A 15740-nucleotide genomic window follows, 5' to 3' on the forward strand; every position below is an offset into this window, starting at 1 on the left:
CCCACCATGCCCTCCTCGCTCACCACCACGCTGCCGGGCCTGGAATCGCGCCCAGGCCGGCCTCCCGTGCTGGAACTGGAACCCGGCACCGACACCATGAGCTGGCCGGTCCAGCAGCGGGACGCACTGCGCGCCGCCGTCGCCGAGCACGGCGCGGTCCTGGTCCGCGGCCTCGGGCTGCGCGACGCGGACGACGTCGCCGCGGTGCTCCGGCAGCTCGCCACCGGGCCGGCGGCCGACAAGGAGGCCTTCGCACTGCGGGAGACCTACTCCGACGGCGTCTACTCGTCGACGGCCTGGCCGTCGAACCAGCCGATGTGCATGCATCACGAGCTGAGCTACACACAGGAGTTCCCCGGCCTGATGATGTTCGCGTGTCTGACCGCACCCACCGAGGGCGGGGCCACCGCGGTCGCCGACTCGGCTGCCGTGCTCGACGACCTGCCCCCTGCCCTGACCGAACGGTTCGAGCGCGAGGGATGGCTGCTCACCCGCAGCTACAACGACGAGATCGGGGCCTCCGTCGCGGAGGCGTTCGGCACCGAGGACCGCGTCGCCGTCGAGAACTACTGCCGCGCCAACGCGATCGAGTTCGCCTGGCAGCCCGACGGCGGGCTGCGCACCCGGCAGCTGCGCAGCGCCGTGGTGCGTCACCCGGTCACCGGCATGCGCTGCTGGTTCAACCAGATCGCGTTCCTCAACGAGTGGACGACGGCCCCCGAGGTGCGGGAGTACCTGATCGACGAGTACGGCGCCGACGGTCTGCCGTTCAACACCCGCTACGGCAACGGCGATCCCCTCACCGAGGACACCGTCCAGCTGATCAACGCGGTGTACGAGACCCACACCGCCCGGCAGCCCTGGCTGGCCGGTGACCTGCTGCTCGTCGACAACATCCGTACCGCGCACAGCAGGGAGCCCTTCGAAGGGCCCCGGGACGTGGTCGTGGCGATGGCCGACCCGGTGCGCCTGGGTGACTGTTCGCCGACCGTCGAAGCGGCTGTCCGATGACCACCACCCCCTCTCCCGCAACGGAGCCCGCCATGCCAGAACCGCTTTCCGCGCCGTCCTTCGCCGTGATCACGGGCGACCAGGTCCAACGCGCTCTGGAGGGACGCGAAAAGGAGATCGTGGAGGTGGTCGAGGGGACGTACCGGCTGCACGGGGCCGGCGAGTCGGTGAACCCGCCGTCGTCCTTCCTCCGTTTCCACGACCGTCCCACCTCCCGGATCATCGCGCTGCCCGCGTCGATCGGCGGCCGGGATCGGGTGGACGGACTGAAGTGGATCTCCAGCTTCCCGCAGAACGTGGCCTCCGGTATCCCCCGGGCCTCGGCCGTGCTGATCCTCAACGACCCGGACACCGGCTATCCGTTCGCCTGTCTGGAGAGCTCGATCATCAGCGCCACCCGGACCGCCGCGTCGGCCGCGTCGGCCGCCGACCGGCTCACCCGTGACCGGCCGCGTCCGTTGCGCGTCGGCTTCTTCGGGGCGGGTCTGATCGCCCGGTACATCCACAGCTTCCTGGTGGGGACCGGCTGGTCGTTCGACGAGATCGGGGTGCACGACCTGTCGGCCGACAGTGCGGCGGGCTTCCGCGTCTACCTCGAACAGTCGGGCAGCGGCGGACGTGTCACCGTGCACAGCAGCGCCGAGGACCTGATCCGGCTCAGCGACCTGGTGGTCTTCGCGACCGTCGCGGGCCAGCCGCATGTCAGCGACCTGTCGTGGTTCGACCACAACCCCGTGGTCCTGCATGTGTCGCTGCGCGACCTCGACCCGGAGATCCTGCTCGCGTCGACGAACATCGTCGACGACATCGAGCACTGTCTGCGGGCCGGCACCTCACCGCACCTGACCGAACAGCGCACCGGTAACCGGGACTTCGTGCACGGCACGCTGGACGACGTGATGGCCGGACGGGTCACGGTACCGCCGGACCGGCCCGTCGTGTTCTCTCCCTTCGGCCTCGGAGTACTCGATCTGGCGGTCGGCAAATACGTGTACGACGAGGTGGCCCGCACCGGAGAACTCCGGGTCGCCGACGGTTTCTTCCACGAACTGCGCCGGTACGGCTGAGCAGCCCACCGCGCCCCCCACCACACGGAGGCCATCGTGCCTGTCATCTCCGTACCCCAGGCCTTCAACGAGGAGGAGCTCTATGTCGACCTCTCAGCGATCTACGGGCGCTCACTCTTCCTCAAGTGCGAGGGCTTCAACTTCGCCGGTTCGATCAAACTCAAGGCGGCGACCGAGATGGTCGAGACCGCGGAGCGGGAGGGCATCCTGACGCCGGACTCGATCCTGATCGAGTCCTCGTCCGGCAACCTCGGCGTCGCACTGAGCATGATCGCCGCCAGCAAGGGCTACCGGTTTCTGTGCGTGACGGACTCCCGCTGCAATCTGGCGACCAGGCTGATGATGGAGGCCCTGGGCAGCCAGGTGCACATCGTCGCCGGCCAGCGGTCCAACGGCGGACTCCTCGGCGCGCGCCTCGACTACGTCCGCGCCATGTGTGCGTCCGACGACCGCTACGTATGGCTGAGCCAGTACACCAATCCGGCCAACTGGAAGGCGCACTATCAGCGGACCGCCCCCGCCATCGCCCGCGCCTTCCCGAAGCTCGACGTCCTGTTCGTCGGCGCGGGCACCACGGGAACCCTGATGGGCTGCGCACGGTATTTCCGCGAGTCGCGCCGGCCGGTGCACATCGTCGCCGTGGACAGTGTCGGCTCGGTGAGCTTCGGCGGCCCTCCGGCGCGCCGGATGATCCCGGGCCTCGGCATGAGCGTCCGTCCGCCCCTGCTGGACGAGTCGTTCGTGGACGAGGCGGTCCGCGTCGAGGAGGCCGACACCGTTCGCGCGTGCCGCCGCCTGGCCAAACGCGGATTCCTGTTCGGCGGCTCGACGGGCACGGTGGTCAGCGGCGCCATGGGCTGGCTGGCCCGGCACGACGCGCGCGACCTCACGGCCGTGGCCGTCGCCCCGGACCTCGGCGAGCGCTACCTCGACACCGTGTACCAGGCCAACTGGGTGCAGGCCCTGTACGGCGCGGACGTACTGGACCCCGACGGACAGGCCGCGGGCCCCTCGGAGCCCGTGCGATCTCCGGGCCCGAACACGCGCTCCCGGCAGGAGAGGGACGACTCCTGGACCCCCGCCTCACCGGAGGGGCGGCCACGCCGCGGGGCGTGGTGAGGAGCTGAGGGCGGCGGCCGGGGCGCTGGTGCCTCGGCCGCCCGCTGCGGCGCCAAGTGACTTGCCCGGTGCGCCACTTCGTCGTCATGGTCCACGCGGTGGGCACATGGCTCCTCGGTGCTTTGTAGGTGCGAGCGACATATCCGGCCCGGTGACGGGCTCCTAATCTCCCGGCATCCACGGAATCCACGGACGGGATTCCGACGTGAGCCGCACCTCACCCGGGAGGGTCCATGAGATCGTCGCCCGCTGCCCGTCTTCTCCGGCCCGCCGCGCTCATGGTGTTGATGGTCGCGGCGCTCGTGTTCCCCACCTCCGCGCCAGCCGCCGCCCCGGTACCGGTACCGGCATCTGCGCCCGCATCGGCCCCTGCGCCGGTACCGGGAGCGCTCCGGCCGCACGACGTGAGCGATGTCTACAGCGTCGGCATCTCGTCCGGCGGCTACATGGCCACCCAGCTGCATGTCGCGTACTCCGGCACGTTCGACGGCTCGGCGGCATTCGCGTCCGGCCCGAACCACTGCGCCCAGAACGACCTCAACAAGGCCCTGCTGGCCTGCATGGACACCCTTCAGGATCTCCAGCTCGACACACTCGAACAGACCACACGCGACTGGTCGGCGCAGGGACTCGTGGACCCGGTGTCCCATCTCGCCGGAGACCCGGTCTACGTCTTCAGCGGATCGGGTGACACCACCGTCAAGCGCCCGGTGGCCGACGCGCTGTCCGAGTACTACGGCCGGTTCGGCGCGCGCGTCCGCTACAACAACAGCACGGCGGCCGGCCACGCGTGGATCAGCCCGCTCGGCCCCAACTCCTGTACGGTCACGGCGAATCCGTGGATCAACAACTGCGGCTTCGACGCGGAACGCGACCTGCTCGGCCATCTCCTCGGCAGCGTCACCGCCCCCGCGGGCACACCCGGCGGAACCCTGACCCAGTTCGACCAGAATGCGTACGCCCCCGGTGGCCAGGCACGGTCGATCTCCCTGGACGAGAAGGGCTTCGTGTACGTACCCGACAGCTGCGCGGACGGCGCCGCCTGCAAACTGGTGGTCGCGCTGCACGGCTGCAAGCAGGGTTACTCCTACCAGGGCTTCGGCAGCCAGTTCATCGACAAGGCGTATCTCAACGAGTACGCCGACACCAACAACCTGATCGTGCTGTACCCGCAGGCCGTCCCGACCACCACGCTCGACAACCCCAACGGCTGCTGGAACTGGTGGGGTTACCAGGGCGACTCCGCCTACGCCCGGCACGGCGGCAAGCAGATCGAGACCGTCATGGCGATGGTGAGGGCACTCGGCGGCGACGGCACACCGCCGCCGGCCGGGAACCGGATGACGTTGGAGAGCACGGACGCGCAGGACGGCTACATCAAGGCCGCGGCGGACGGCTCGGGCCCGTCCGTCGGCACGCTGGAAACCACGTACGGTCTCGCTCTGGGCCGCGGAAGCGACGGCAAGTACAACCGGAGCGTGCTGTCCTTCGACACCTCCCGCATCCCGGCCGGCAAACAGCTCACCCGCGCCCACGTGACGCTCACCCACAGCAGCGGCTCCGGTTCCCCGTGGACCAGCCCCACGGGCAACCGCCTGCTGGTCGATGTCCACCATGGCTGCCTGGGCGCCTGCGCGGTCGAACCAGCGGACTGGTCGGCCACCGCGACGGCCCCGGGGTCGGCGGAGGTCACCGCGTTCACCGCGGGCACCAGATCCTCGACGAACCTGTCGACGGCGGGACTTGCGGCGGTGAACCGTACGGGGGTGACACACCTGCGACTGCGTTTCGCGGCGAACCAGACGTCGAACGCCTATGTGTTCGTCAACAAGGACACGAGGGCCACACTGACGGTGGAGTACGAGTAGGGGTTACGGCGGTGCGGAGGGCCTGCCGGTGCCGTCGGGGATGCCGAGGCACCGGCAGTGGGCTCCGGGGCCACGCGGACCTGCCGCCCGTGCGACGAGCTGTGGCGGCACGTAGCAGGGAGTGTCCGCAAAGTATCGTCGTCCGCCCGGAGGGCGGGGGTCGCGGCGTCCGGTGCGTGCGATCGCAAGGCGCCGGTGCGCCCTCGTAGCGGAACCACTTGGGCGTATCGGCAACGCGGCATGGGGGCACCTCCCGTGCCCGAAGGGCTACGGGGGAGTGCAGGGCGTCGCGAACCAGACGAGACTTTGCGGACACGACCTAGCGCTGTCCGCGGATCATCGACAGCAGCAGCCCGTGCGTCTCCGCGTCCGAGGCCACCACGAGACCGCGGCCTCCCTGGCCGGCCGAACCGGTCTGTCCGATCAGTGCGCCGTCGACTCCGGTGACGACGCAGCCGGCGGCCCGGCACAGGGCGATTCCGGCCGCGAAGTGCACGCTCTCGGTCAGGTCACCGCCGTCGGTGACGTACGCGGCGCGCTTGCCGGCCGCGACCCAGGCAAGCGCCAGCGTGCTCGACACCACCCGCGGTCGGAACCCCGCGACGAAATCCGGGTGAGCGAGCAGGTCCACCGCCCTGAATCCGGGGGCGCTCGGAAAGGGCGGATCCAGGTTCACGTCCACCAACCCGGTGGCGGCCGTGGGTGCCAACAGCTCGTCCACCCCGTCGCGCCGCACCCACGCCGTCGTGCCGTCGGTGAAGAAGACCTCGCCGCTGAACGGATCGGCCACCGCCGCCGGGCCGTCGCGCAGCGCCACGTTCACCGCGACCAGCATGTTGCCGACCGCGTAGTTGAGCGTCCCGCACAGGGGATCCACCAACCACTGGCGCGACGCGTCCGCCGGGCCCCGTCGGCCGCCCTCCTCGCCGTGCACCGCATCGTCGGGCCGGGCGGCGCGGATGACGCCGAGGATCGCCTCCTCGGCCGCCACATCGGCGTCGGTGGCGAAGTCCCCGGCACCTTTGTCGATGCGGGAGAGCCGCCGCCCGTACCTGGCGAGCACAACCTCCGCACCGGCACGCGCCGCAGCCGTCGCGACCTCGGCATCGTCCCGGCGCGCAGTCGAGTCGGTCATGACTGGTCCGGTCACTACTGCCGGCCGAGAAAGCGGGCGGTGGTCGCGACGAAACGGTCCGGGTCGTCGAGCCACGGAAAGTGACCGGCTCCAGCCTGGACGACGTATGCGGCGTCCGGGAACAACGTCGCGAACTCAGCCGTCGGTCCGGGAGGAGAGTTCAGATCGAACTCTCCCGCGAGCACCAGCACCGGCCCACCGAAGCGCGCGAGCGCCGCACGCGTGGCATCCGGATCGAAGGCACCCTCGGCGCCGAAGACGGCCGCTGCCTCCTCGTTCTTCTGACCGTCCTTCGCCGCCTGATGGGCGCGGGCGGTGTCGTCCCAACGGCCGTAGAAGAACGGCTCGATGGCCTGCCAACTGTCGTCCGTCGCCTTGCCCGAGGTGATCGCCTCCAGGGCCGCGAAGGCGGTCGGGAACCACGGCTCCTCGCTGCGCAGTTGCGCGGTCTCGCGTCGGGCCTCTCCGGGGACGGCGATACCGAGGCCCGTGGCGCTCGGTGTGATCAGCGCGAGCCTGCCGACCCGCTCGGGGTGACGGGCCGCATAGAGCACCGCGAGGTTCGTGCCCGCGGAGTGGGCGAGCAGGTCCATCCGGTCGAGGCCGAGATGCTCGCGCAGCGCCTCGACGTCATCGACCAGCCGGTCGCAGCGGTAGGAGTCGGCGCTCTGCGGCACCGCGGACTCCCCGGTCCCCCGGAGGTCCGGCAGGATCAGCTGCCGGTGCGCGGGCAGGCCGCCGAGGTCACCGAGGTAGGCCGACGCCTGCATCGGTCCGCCGGGCAGGCAGACCACGGGAGGACCGTCGCCGACCACGTGGTAGGCGAGTTCGGTGCCGTCGTACGCGGGGAGGGTGGGCATGGCGACGACCTTGTCAGCGGCATCCGCTCCCGGCAACTCAATTCCTGGCCCTCGCAGAGGCACGGACCGCAGCGGCCCTTGCGGTGTTCCGTGCGCGTCGGGGGCGAGCCGAAGCCCTCCGCCGTACGGGGACGGCGGAGGGCACGGTTCGTACGGCCTCATTCGGCCGCTGTTCAGCCGGCCGCTTCTGTTCCTGCGGGTCTTCGCAACGTCCGCGCGTCAGACCCTCCGGCCGGCGAGCTCCTCGGCCATGCGCTGGAACTCGCCCAAGTCGTAGTTGGCGAGCGTCTTGTCGAGGTTGGTGAGCGCACCGAGGTGTTCGAAGAAGCCGTCGGGCTCGTACTCGACCTGAAGGGTCACACGGCTGGTGGTGTCGCTGAGGTGGTGGAAGGTGACCACGCCGGCGTGGTGCACCCCGGCGACCGTCTTCCACGCGATCCGGTCCTCCGGCACGACTTCGGTGAGCTCCGCGATGAACTGCTTGTCCGCACCGGGCAGCGAGAGCCACCAGGCGAACCGCCGGTCGTCGAGCCGGTCGACCCGCTCGACATGGCTGAGGAAGCGCGGCCACTCGGTCACGTCCTGCCACAGACCCCAGCTCACGGAGACGGGGGCGTTGACGTCCACGGCTTCGATCAGAGATGCCGACATGGAGGGTCCTTTCCTGACGATCCGGTTTTCCGCGTTCGTCCACCGGGTGCCCTCCGATGCGCCGCGCACACGATCTGTTCGCGCGCGCCGCGGGCCGGGAAGAGGTCCGGCGGGACGCTCGCCGATACCGGCACAGGCGCAACTCGCCCCCGGGGCCTGCGGGATGGGCGCAGGCGCGCGCGACACATATCCGCCGCCGCCCGTCCCCCTCAGGCGTCGGAGGGCACCCGGAGCGACATGACGAAGCCGCTGCTCGGCCGCGTCGGCACCCGGCGCAGACTGATCGACAGGTCCTGCGGCGGCACCAGGTAGTTGATGTCCGCCAGCCGCGTGGACAGGCAGGCGAGCAGGGCAACGGTGATGTCCTCGCCGGGGCACCGGTGACCGGTGGCCGCATCTCCACCGCCCTGCGGGATCAGCTCGTCGCTCGCCACGCTCCGGCCGAGGAAGCGCTCGGGGCGGAAGGTGTACGGGTGGGGCCACAGGTCGGGGTCGTGCTGGTGACCGTAGACGTCCAGCAGCACGAGGCTTCCTTCGGGAATGACCACGCCCTGCCACCGCAGCTCTCCGGCTGCCAGGCCGCCCACGAACGGCACGAAGGGGTAGAAGCGCCGAACCTCGTGCGCGAACGCTTCCGCGTACGCCGGGTCACCCCGGCGCAGTGCGTCCCGTCCGCCCGGCCACCGCTCGAGCGCGTGAGCCGCGAAGGTCACGAACCAGGCGACGGCCACCGTGGGGCGAATGATGTTGAGGACCTCCACGGCGGCGGTGTGCGAGTCGAGCAGCCGGCCGCTGTCGTCCCGGTGGAGCGCCACCGCCCGCAGGGGTGAGCCGGCGGGGTACTCCGTGCCCCGGTCGGTGCCCGGGTCCGTACCGGCGTCCGCCCGCGCCGTACGGATCAGGGCCTCCAGCCACACCTCGCGCCTGGCGCGAGCGGCACGGGCCTTGAGGTGCCGGGGGCCGATCGCGGCGAAGCCGTCGACCATCGCCACCAGGTCGTCGGCCAGCTCCGCGGTCTCGGCGGCGCCGAGCGGAATCCCGGCCCAGTCGCACACCGCGCGGGTGAGCACCCGGCTCGACTCGGTGAACAGTTCGACGGCGGGGCGCATCGCCCATTCCCGCGCCGCCGCGTCCCACTCCGCTCCCACCAGCTCCGTCAGGCGGGCGACGGCGCCCTGGTTCTTGAGCAGGGACATGAAGAGCGCCTTGCGCGCCAGGTGCTGGTGGCCGTCGAGTGTGTGCACCGCGCCCCGGCCGAACAGTGTGTCGAGGACGGGGCCGGGAAGCGCGGATCGGCGCCTCACATGCTGGTCGTCGTAGAAGAAGCGAACGGCCTCCCGTCCGTGGACGGCCGTCGCCGGGCGGCCCAGGATCCGGGTCTGCACCGGGGAGCCCCCGCTGCTGCGCATGCGGTCGGGCAACCAGGCGTAACCCTTGGTCATCAGAGGGATGCTGCTGTCGCGAAGGGGGGCGGCGAGAGTGTTCATAGGAGGCCGAGTGCCCGGAGCGGCGATACCCAGACACGCGACGGGCGACGGGCGACGGGCGACGGGCGGGGCGTGCCCCGGTGAGGCAGGGCGGAGGCGTGCCCGGGACGGCAGCGTGCGGCCCGCTCGGGTGGGGCAACGGGTGGGGCCAGGCGCGGTGGACCGGGACGCGGCCACGAGGGCCCGAGCCCGGTGCGTACGCCACGGCCGGTCCGCTGCGGAAAGGCGGCCGCCGGGCCGTCCCCGGACTGGCGGCTGCGGGGGTGCCGCGTCACGGACCCGGCCGTACGCTGACGGTCTCGGGGCTGCACACGGAGGTTCGTCATGCCCCGCCCCGTCTGGTCCGGAGCCATCTCGTTCGGCCTGGTCACCATCCCCATCAAGGTGCTGCCGGCGACCGAGAGCCACAACATCAGCTTCCACCAGTACCACCTGGACGACATGGGGCGGATCCGGTACCGGAAGATCTGCGAGCTGGACGGAAAGCAGCTGCGCGACGACGAGATCGGAAAGGCGTTCGAGGTCTCCAAGGACACCTTGATCGAGATCACCGACGAGGACCTGGCGAACATGCCGCTGCCGACGGCGAAGGCGATCGAGATCGTCGCGTTCGTGCCGGCGGACAGCATCGACCCCATCCGTATCTCGAACGGCTACTACCTGGCCGCCGGCGGAGCGGTGTCGGCGAAGCCCTACACGCTGCTCCGAAAGGCGCTGGAACGGTCCAGCAAGGTGGCCGTGGCGAAGTTCGCGTGGCACGGCCGCGAGCGGCTGGGGCTGCTGCGGGTGAAGGACGACGCGATCGTTCTCCACGCGATGCGGTGGCCGGACGAGATCCGCTCCCCCGAGACGCTCGCCCCCGATCCCGTCGAGGTCGGTGACAGCGAGATCGACGGCGCCGTGGCGCTGATGGAGGCCATGAGCGAGGACGACATCTCCGGCTACAGGGATCACTACCGCGAAGCCCTGGAGGAGGTCATCGCCGCCAAGGCCGAGGGGAAGACGCCGCCCCGGGCCGAGGACGAAACGCGGCCGGCGGGCGAGGTCGTCGACCTGATGGCCGCACTGAACGCGTCGGTTCAGGCGGCGAAGGAGTCCCGCGGGGAGAGCGGCGAGCACGCCACCGTGCACGACATGCCCACCTCGAAGAAGCGGGCCGCGAAGAAGACGGCAGCCAAGAAGACCGCGGCGAAGAAGACCACCACGAAGAAGGCCGCTGCCAAGAAGACGAGCGGACGCAAGCCGCGCAGCGCCTGAGGACGCACGGCCCCGGCGAGCGGCGGTCCGGGCTCCGGCGCCCGTTGCCTGTTGCCTGTTGCCCGTTGCCGGGGATGGCCGGCCAAGTGGTGGGTACACGGATGGAGCGTCGCAGGACGCTGCCCGCCGCCGTCGAAGACTCGGGAGACCTCATGAAGGTCCGCCGCACGCCGTCCGTGTGGGAATCCGGGCTCACAGCCAACGTGCTGGCCGGCCGCTACCGGATCGACGCCCTCGCCGGACGGGGCGGGGCCGCCGACGTGTACCGGGGTCTGGATCTGCGCCTGAGGCGTCCGGTGGCCGTCAAGGTGTTCCGTCCCGGGGCGGATCCGGAGATGGAGGAACGCTTCGCCGACGAAGCCCTCCTGCTGGCCCGCCTTCAGCACCCCGGCCTGATCACGGTCTACGACACCGGGCACCATGAAGGTTCCGACTTCCTGGTCATGGAGCTGGTCCAGGGCGTCACCCTGCGGCGGCGCATCGCCTCCGGCCCGCGTCCCCTTTCCTGGGTATGCAGGTTCGGAGCCGCGCTCGCGGGAGCGTTGACCCATGTGCACGCCGCCGGAATCGTGCACCGCGACGTCAAGCCCAGCAACATCCTGCTCGACGCCGAGGACAAGCCGCACCTGACCGACTTCGGCATATCCCGGATGCTCGACACCCCCACGCACACCGAGCCGCGCGCCCTGATCGGCACAGCGGCCTATCTCGCGCCGGAGCAGGTGCTCGGCAAGGGCGCCGGAACGGCGGCGGACATCTACGCCATGGGCCTGGTGCTGCTGGAGTGCCTCAAGGGCGAACTCGAGTACACGGGGACCCCGTTGGAAGCCGCGATAGCCCGTCTGCACCGGCCTCCCGCCCTGCCCCCTTCTCTCCCCGGCGCGATGGCGTCCCTGCTGACCGCCATGACCTCCGTGGAGGACGCGGAACGACCGGACGCGGACGAGTGCGCGGCGGCACTGGCGTCACAGCGCGTCGACCCTCCCCAGGCCGCGCCCGCCCCACGGAGGTTCGCCGTCCGCTCGCCCGGCTCGGGCGCCCACCGGAATGTTCTTCCCCGCCGCCGGGGCGGCGTCCCGACCGACAGGACCGATGCCTCCACCGGGCCCGCGCCGACGCGCAGCCGCCGCCTCATGATGGCCGGCGCGGCCGCCCTTGCGGCCGTCCTCGGCACCACGCTCACAGCCGCGGACGACGGTTCGGACGCAGGCCGAAAGCAGACGGCCGTCCCCCGGCCCGATCCCACCCCGGAGCCCGAGTCCGCGCCTCGGCCCGGGTACTCCGGCACACCCGCGCCCGAGCCCGGAGGTACGGCGGCCGCCGCGGGCCGGGCCGCCGCTCCCCGCGGTTCGGCCGGTGCCGCCGGCCCCACCCGTCGCGTGGTCCCCGCGGAACAGCTGCCGGTGGTCGGCTCCCGCACCTCGCTCCCTGGCGGGCCCGGCGCTGTCCGGCCGCCCGCGTCCTCCGGTACGCCGGAGTACGGCTCGCCCGGACACAGCCCGGAGAAGGATCACCGGTCGAAGAACCGGTCGCCCCGGTCGAAGGAGAAAGCGGGCAGGGGCACGCAGGGCTGACGCCCTCTCACGTACCGGAGTCCCCGCGCGAGACACCGGGCCCGGCCAGGACTGGGGGCGCTGCCCCCACGACACACCGGTGCCCCGCCCCCGGCAGCCGGGAACGGGGCACCCTCTTGCACCTTCAGGCGACTCAGACGGGGGTGATGTTCTCCGCCTGCGGGCCCTTCTGGCCCTGCGTGATGTCGAAGGAGACCTGCTGGCCCTCCTGGAGCTCACGGAAGCCCGTCGCGTTGATGTTGGAGTAGTGGGCGAAGACGTCCGGGCCGCCACCGTCCTGGGCGATGAAGCCGAAGCCCTTCTCCGCGTTGAACCACTTCACCGTACCGCTGGCCATTTGTCCTCCAAGGACTTGACGTCGGCTCCGCACCTTGCGGAAGCCGGAGGTGATCGCCCTGGTCCTCAGGCACTCTGAACAGCAAGACGCCCGTGAACACGGGGCTCACGGACGTTGGATACTTGGAACCACGACAGCTGACGCTGACGCTACACCGCTCCCCACCGGCCTGCCCAGCAACCTGATCAAGTTCGTGCGACCAAGGCGTGTCTTTCGGACGGCCGGCGGGGGGTGACGCGGTGCGTACGACTGCCCGTCAGCCGGTGAGCAGCCCGGTACGGAGCTTCGTCAGCGTGCGGGCGAGAAGACGCGAGACATGCATCTGGGAGATGCCGAGCTCCTCGCCGATGCGTGCCTGGGTGAGCTCCCGGCCGAAGCGCATCTCGATGATGGTGCGCTCCCGGTCATCGAGCTGTTCGAGCAGCGGAGCGAGGGAGTGCAGGTTCTCGAGCAAATCCATGGCGGGGTCGTCGTCGCCGATACTGTCGACGACGGTGCGGCCCCCGTCGCTGGAGTCCTCGTCGCCTGCGGTCGGTGTGTCGATCGAGTCCGCGATGTAGCCGTTGGCGGCGACGAGGCCCTCGATGATCTCCTCCTCGCTGAGATCGAGGTGGTCGGCCAGCTCCTTGACGGTGGGGTCGCGATCCAGCCGGTTCGCGAGCTCCTCCTTGGCCTTGGCCAGTTCGACACGGAGCTCCTGAAGGCGGCGCGGCACATGCACCGCCCAGGTGCTGTCGCGGAAGAAGCGCTTGATCTCCCCCACGATGTAGGGGATGGCGAAGGACGAGAACTCGACCTCGCGGGACAGCTCGAACCGGTCGATGGCCTTGATCAGGCCGATCGTGCCGACCTGGGTGATGTCCTCCATCTCGCCGTCACCGCGGTTGCGGAACCGGCGCACCGCGAACTTGACGAGCGAGAGGTTCATCTCGATCAGGGTGTTGCGCGCGTACTGGTACTCAGCAGTGCCCTCCTCAAGCACCTGGAGCTGGTCGAAGAACAGCTTCGACAGCTGCCGGGCATCCTTGGGAGCGATCTTGCCCGCATCCTCGATCCACGGTAGAGCGTCGGCTCCGCTGCCGGTCACGTCCGTAGACGCCCCGGCAACGTCGAGGTCCTGAGCCGCAGCGCCGGTCAACTGAGTCGAGAAAGTCACAACTTCACCTCGTGGTGGGGGCCATGTCTCCCGACCGCCTGCCCACTCGCCACACATCCACACTGTTGCCGCTCGACAACTTTTAGCTGAATGCACATGAGGGTGATCACCGCGCCCCGTAGCGCTCCCTGCAGACCGTACGAAAGACGGTACGAATGAGCCGCCTGCTGCATCGGGACCGGTCCCTCGAGGACCTCGGAGGCACGCGCCGGCCGGAGCCGGCTGCCGGCGATACGGTCGATGTTCCCCCACCTCCGCCGGGAACCCCGTGACCCCCGGCCGCTGCGAACCCGTCGTGACGCTGCGGATCGGCCGAGCAGCGATCCGGCCGCCTCAAGCCGACGTGTCCTCGGCGCCGCGTCGCGCCGCAACGGCTCAGTGCACGCAGAACTCGTTGCCCTCCGGGTCCGTCATGACCACCCACTCCCCCGACGGTTCCTTGATGTGGGTCTGAACCTGGGCACCGAGAGCCCGCAGGCGCTGCACCTCGCTGTCACGCTCCCCGGCCGGGCCGTGCAGGTCGATGTGGAGACGGTTCTTGGCCGTCTTCTCGGGCTGCGGCACGCGGTTGAAGAGCAGCCGGCGGCCCAGGCCCGCGCCGCTCTCCGGGTCGTGCGGGTCCTCGGGGTGGCGTACGGCCGCCGCGTCACGCCAGCCGTGCCGGTCATGGCGGTCGACCACGATCTCGGCCGGGATGGCGCCGAGGCCGAGGAGCTTGTCGATGAGGACGCTGTGGTCCTCGACCGTGTAGTGCAGCGCGGCCGCCCAGAAGTCGGCCTGCGCGTGCGGATCGTCGGCGTCGACGACGAGCTTCCAGTGCATCGGAGTAGGAGTCATGCTCACCACTTATAGGCCCCGGCACTGACATCCGCGAGGAACCCCGGACCTCCGGCCCAGGGCCCGGCGCGTGTGACACTCCCCGGAGGCATATCGCCCTGGCAAGGCCGGTCCGCCCCCCGGTCGTAGGATGGGCTTCTTTCCGCGGAAGTGGGACATGTGAAGGCTGACAGATCCGGCGGGGTGGAGCGTCAGCTCCGCGACGCCGCTCCCCACGCACTGTTCGATGTCGCCCGCGCGCTGATCGAGGAGCGCTTCGACGCGGTGACGGTCGACCTCCTCATGGCGGACTACGCCATGACCAGGCTCCAGCCCGTGGCCAAACTGCCGCGCACGACCACACCCCTGCCCCTGAACTCCAGCGCCGCCGGCCGTGCCTTCGGAGCGCAGGAGCCGCACATCGTCGCCGAGACCGGCAACCGCGCTCCGACCGTGACGGTCCACCTGCCGGTGAGCGTCCGCGGTGACCGCCTGGGGGTGCTGAGCGTGACCCTTCCCGGTACGGAGCCCGCTCCCACGACCGTCGAAGCGCTTCAGGAGATCGCCGACGCCCTGGCTCACGAGATCATGGTGGCCGAGCGCGACACGGACCTGTTCCTGCTGGCCCGGCGGGCCGAGCGGCTCACCCTGGCCGCCGAGATGCAGTGGCAGCTGCTCCCGGGCCGCTCCTGCTCGCGCACCGAATACAGCATCGGCGCCCAGCTGGAGCCGGCCTACGCCATCTACGGGGACAACTTCGACTGGTCCACCTCCGCCGACCACCTCACGCTGAGCGCCAACAACGGCATGGGCGAGGGGATCGAGGCCGCGCTGCTCACCAATCTGGCGGTGAACGCCCTGCGCAACGCCCGCCGCGCCGGCCTGAGCCTCGCCGATCAGGCATCCCTGGCCGACCAGGCGGTCTACGGCCACTACGCCGGCCGGCAGTACCTGTCCATGCTGCTGTTCCGCTTCCATCTGCCGACGGGCAGGGCCGAGGTCATCGACGCCGGGTCGCCGCGGGTGTGGCGCATGCGCCAGGGTGTCGTCGAGCCGGTGGAACTGGAGGCGCAGCTGCCGCTCGGCATGTTCGAGGACACGGTCTACACACCGCAGCATTTTCAGGTCGAGCCGGGCGACCGGCTCCTCTTCGTCAGCGACGGGGTCTACGACGTGCCCTCACCGAGCGGCGAACGCTACAGCGAGCGCGCCCTGATCAGGGCCGTGCGCGACACCCGGCTGCTGCCCCCTTCCCAGGTGCCGCGGGCGGTACTGGAAGAGCTCGCCGGCCATCGCGGCCCCGGGCCATCCGAGGACGACGCCATGGTCGTCTGCCTCGACTGGCACGGCCGTCCTGACGGCTCGCAGCAGGGCACCGGGCAGGTATGACACCTGCGGCACT

Annotated in this window: 14 protein-coding genes; 7 read left to right on the plus strand and 7 right to left on the minus strand. The window is 70.6% G+C overall.

Annotation, left to right across the window (positions count from 1 at the left end; all coding sequences use genetic code 11):
• Positions 1 to 6: 6 nt before the first annotated feature.
• The 4 genes from ACQPWZ_RS03860 (at position 7) to ACQPWZ_RS03875 (ending at position 5065) form a co-directional block, all read left to right on the plus strand.
• Complete coding sequence (locus ACQPWZ_RS03860) at positions 7 to 1011, plus strand: TauD/TfdA family dioxygenase (protein ID WP_356702797.1); 1005 nt, start codon at positions 7 to 9, stop codon at positions 1009 to 1011.
• The gene (gene sbnB / locus ACQPWZ_RS03865; protein ID WP_356702795.1) at positions 1008 to 2078 is read left to right on the plus strand and encodes a 2,3-diaminopropionate biosynthesis protein SbnB; all 1071 of its coding nucleotides are present in this window, start codon (positions 1008 to 1010) and stop codon (positions 2076 to 2078) included. Before ACQPWZ_RS03860 ends, sbnB begins: the two co-directional genes overlap by 4 nt.
• A gap of 36 nt (positions 2079 to 2114) precedes the next feature.
• A complete protein-coding gene (gene sbnA, locus ACQPWZ_RS03870; RefSeq protein ID WP_383234046.1) occupies positions 2115 to 3197 on the plus strand; it encodes a 2,3-diaminopropionate biosynthesis protein SbnA in 1083 nt (360 codons plus the stop codon).
• Between the two features lie 404 nt (positions 3198 to 3601).
• Positions 3602 to 5065: an extracellular catalytic domain type 2 short-chain-length polyhydroxyalkanoate depolymerase gene (locus tag ACQPWZ_RS03875; protein WP_433570633.1), complete on the plus strand. Its 1464-nt coding sequence runs from the start codon at positions 3602 to 3604 to the stop codon at positions 5063 to 5065.
• 319 nt (positions 5066 to 5384) lie between these two features.
• On the opposite strand, the gene ACQPWZ_RS03880 is transcribed toward ACQPWZ_RS03875, so the two are convergent.
• The 4 genes from ACQPWZ_RS03880 to ACQPWZ_RS03895 form a co-directional block, all read right to left on the minus strand.
• Entirely contained in the window at positions 5385 to 6200 is an 816-nt protein-coding gene (locus ACQPWZ_RS03880; protein WP_433570634.1) for an inositol monophosphatase family protein, read from the minus strand.
• 14 nt (positions 6201 to 6214) lie between these two features.
• Positions 6215 to 7060 (minus strand): alpha/beta fold hydrolase, encoded by an 846-nt coding sequence (locus ACQPWZ_RS03885; RefSeq protein ID WP_433570635.1) that lies wholly within the window; start codon positions 7058 to 7060, stop codon positions 6215 to 6217.
• 219 nt (positions 7061 to 7279) lie between these two features.
• Positions 7280 to 7711, minus strand: coding sequence for an SRPBCC family protein (locus ACQPWZ_RS03890; protein ID WP_340471713.1), 432 nt, complete (start codon positions 7709 to 7711; stop codon positions 7280 to 7282).
• Between the two features lie 209 nt (positions 7712 to 7920).
• A complete protein-coding gene (locus ACQPWZ_RS03895; RefSeq protein WP_433570636.1) occupies positions 7921 to 9153 on the minus strand; it encodes a cytochrome P450 in 1233 nt (410 codons plus the stop codon).
• Between the two features lie 369 nt (positions 9154 to 9522).
• On the opposite strand from ACQPWZ_RS03895, the gene ACQPWZ_RS03900 reads away from it, so the two are divergent.
• Positions 9523 to 10455, plus strand: a complete 933-nt coding sequence (locus ACQPWZ_RS03900) for a Ku protein (protein WP_433570637.1) — start codon at positions 9523 to 9525, stop codon at positions 10453 to 10455.
• A 101-nt stretch (positions 10456 to 10556) separates the two neighbouring features.
• Complete coding sequence (locus ACQPWZ_RS03905; RefSeq protein WP_433570638.1) at positions 10557 to 12029, plus strand: protein kinase domain-containing protein; 1473 nt, start codon at positions 10557 to 10559, stop codon at positions 12027 to 12029.
• 133 nt (positions 12030 to 12162) lie between these two features.
• Here the strand turns inward: ACQPWZ_RS03905 and ACQPWZ_RS03910 are convergent, their stop codons facing one another.
• The 3 genes from ACQPWZ_RS03910 to ACQPWZ_RS03920 form a co-directional block, all read right to left on the minus strand.
• The gene (locus ACQPWZ_RS03910) at positions 12163 to 12366 is read right to left on the minus strand and encodes a cold-shock protein (RefSeq protein ID WP_313947888.1); all 204 of its coding nucleotides are present in this window, start codon (positions 12364 to 12366) and stop codon (positions 12163 to 12165) included.
• Positions 12367 to 12622: 256 nt separating this feature from the next.
• Positions 12623 to 13579, minus strand: coding sequence for an RNA polymerase sigma factor SigF (locus tag ACQPWZ_RS03915; RefSeq protein ID WP_405567952.1), 957 nt, complete (start codon positions 13577 to 13579; stop codon positions 12623 to 12625).
• A gap of 318 nt (positions 13580 to 13897) precedes the next feature.
• Positions 13898 to 14359 carry a VOC family protein gene (locus ACQPWZ_RS03920; protein WP_313947885.1) on the minus strand — a complete coding sequence of 154 codons (462 nt, stop codon included), beginning with the start codon at positions 14357 to 14359 and terminating at the stop codon, positions 13898 to 13900.
• 159 nt (positions 14360 to 14518) lie between these two features.
• Here ACQPWZ_RS03920 and ACQPWZ_RS03925 point away from each other — a divergent pair, with 159 nt between their 5' ends.
• Positions 14519 to 15727 carry a PP2C family protein-serine/threonine phosphatase gene (locus tag ACQPWZ_RS03925; protein ID WP_433570639.1) on the plus strand — a complete coding sequence of 403 codons (1209 nt, stop codon included), beginning with the start codon at positions 14519 to 14521 and terminating at the stop codon, positions 15725 to 15727.
• Positions 15728 to 15740: the final 13 nt, after the last annotated feature.

This window comes from Streptomyces sp. CA-251247 (genome assembly GCF_050952975.1).
GTDB classification, from domain to species: Bacteria; Actinomycetota; Actinomycetes; order Streptomycetales; family Streptomycetaceae; genus Streptomyces; species Streptomyces achmelvichensis.

Coding starts and splice junctions, on each gene's coding strand:
- ACQPWZ_RS03860 (WP_356702797.1), top strand. CDS start 7: ATGCCCTCCTCGCTCACCACCACGCTGCCGGGCCTGGAATCGCGCCCA.
- sbnB (WP_356702795.1), top strand. CDS start 1,008: ATGACCACCACCCCCTCTCCCGCAACGGAGCCCGCCATGCCAGAACCG.
- ACQPWZ_RS03880 (WP_433570634.1), bottom strand. CDS start 6,200: ATGACCGACTCGACTGCGCGCCGGGACGATGCCGAGGTCGCGACGGCT.
- ACQPWZ_RS03885 (WP_433570635.1), bottom strand. CDS start 7,060: ATGCCCACCCTCCCCGCGTACGACGGCACCGAACTCGCCTACCACGTG.
- ACQPWZ_RS03890 (WP_340471713.1), bottom strand. CDS start 7,711: ATGTCGGCATCTCTGATCGAAGCCGTGGACGTCAACGCCCCCGTCTCC.
- ACQPWZ_RS03895 (WP_433570636.1), bottom strand. CDS start 9,153: ATGACCAAGGGTTACGCCTGGTTGCCCGACCGCATGCGCAGCAGCGGG.
- ACQPWZ_RS03900 (WP_433570637.1), top strand. CDS start 9,523: ATGCCCCGCCCCGTCTGGTCCGGAGCCATCTCGTTCGGCCTGGTCACC.
- ACQPWZ_RS03905 (WP_433570638.1), top strand. CDS start 10,557: ATGGAGCGTCGCAGGACGCTGCCCGCCGCCGTCGAAGACTCGGGAGAC.
- ACQPWZ_RS03910 (WP_313947888.1), bottom strand. CDS start 12,366: ATGGCCAGCGGTACGGTGAAGTGGTTCAACGCGGAGAAGGGCTTCGGC.
- ACQPWZ_RS03915 (WP_405567952.1), bottom strand. CDS start 13,579: ATGTGTGGCGAGTGGGCAGGCGGTCGGGAGACATGGCCCCCACCACGA.
- ACQPWZ_RS03920 (WP_313947885.1), bottom strand. CDS start 14,359: ATGACTCCTACTCCGATGCACTGGAAGCTCGTCGTCGACGCCGACGAT.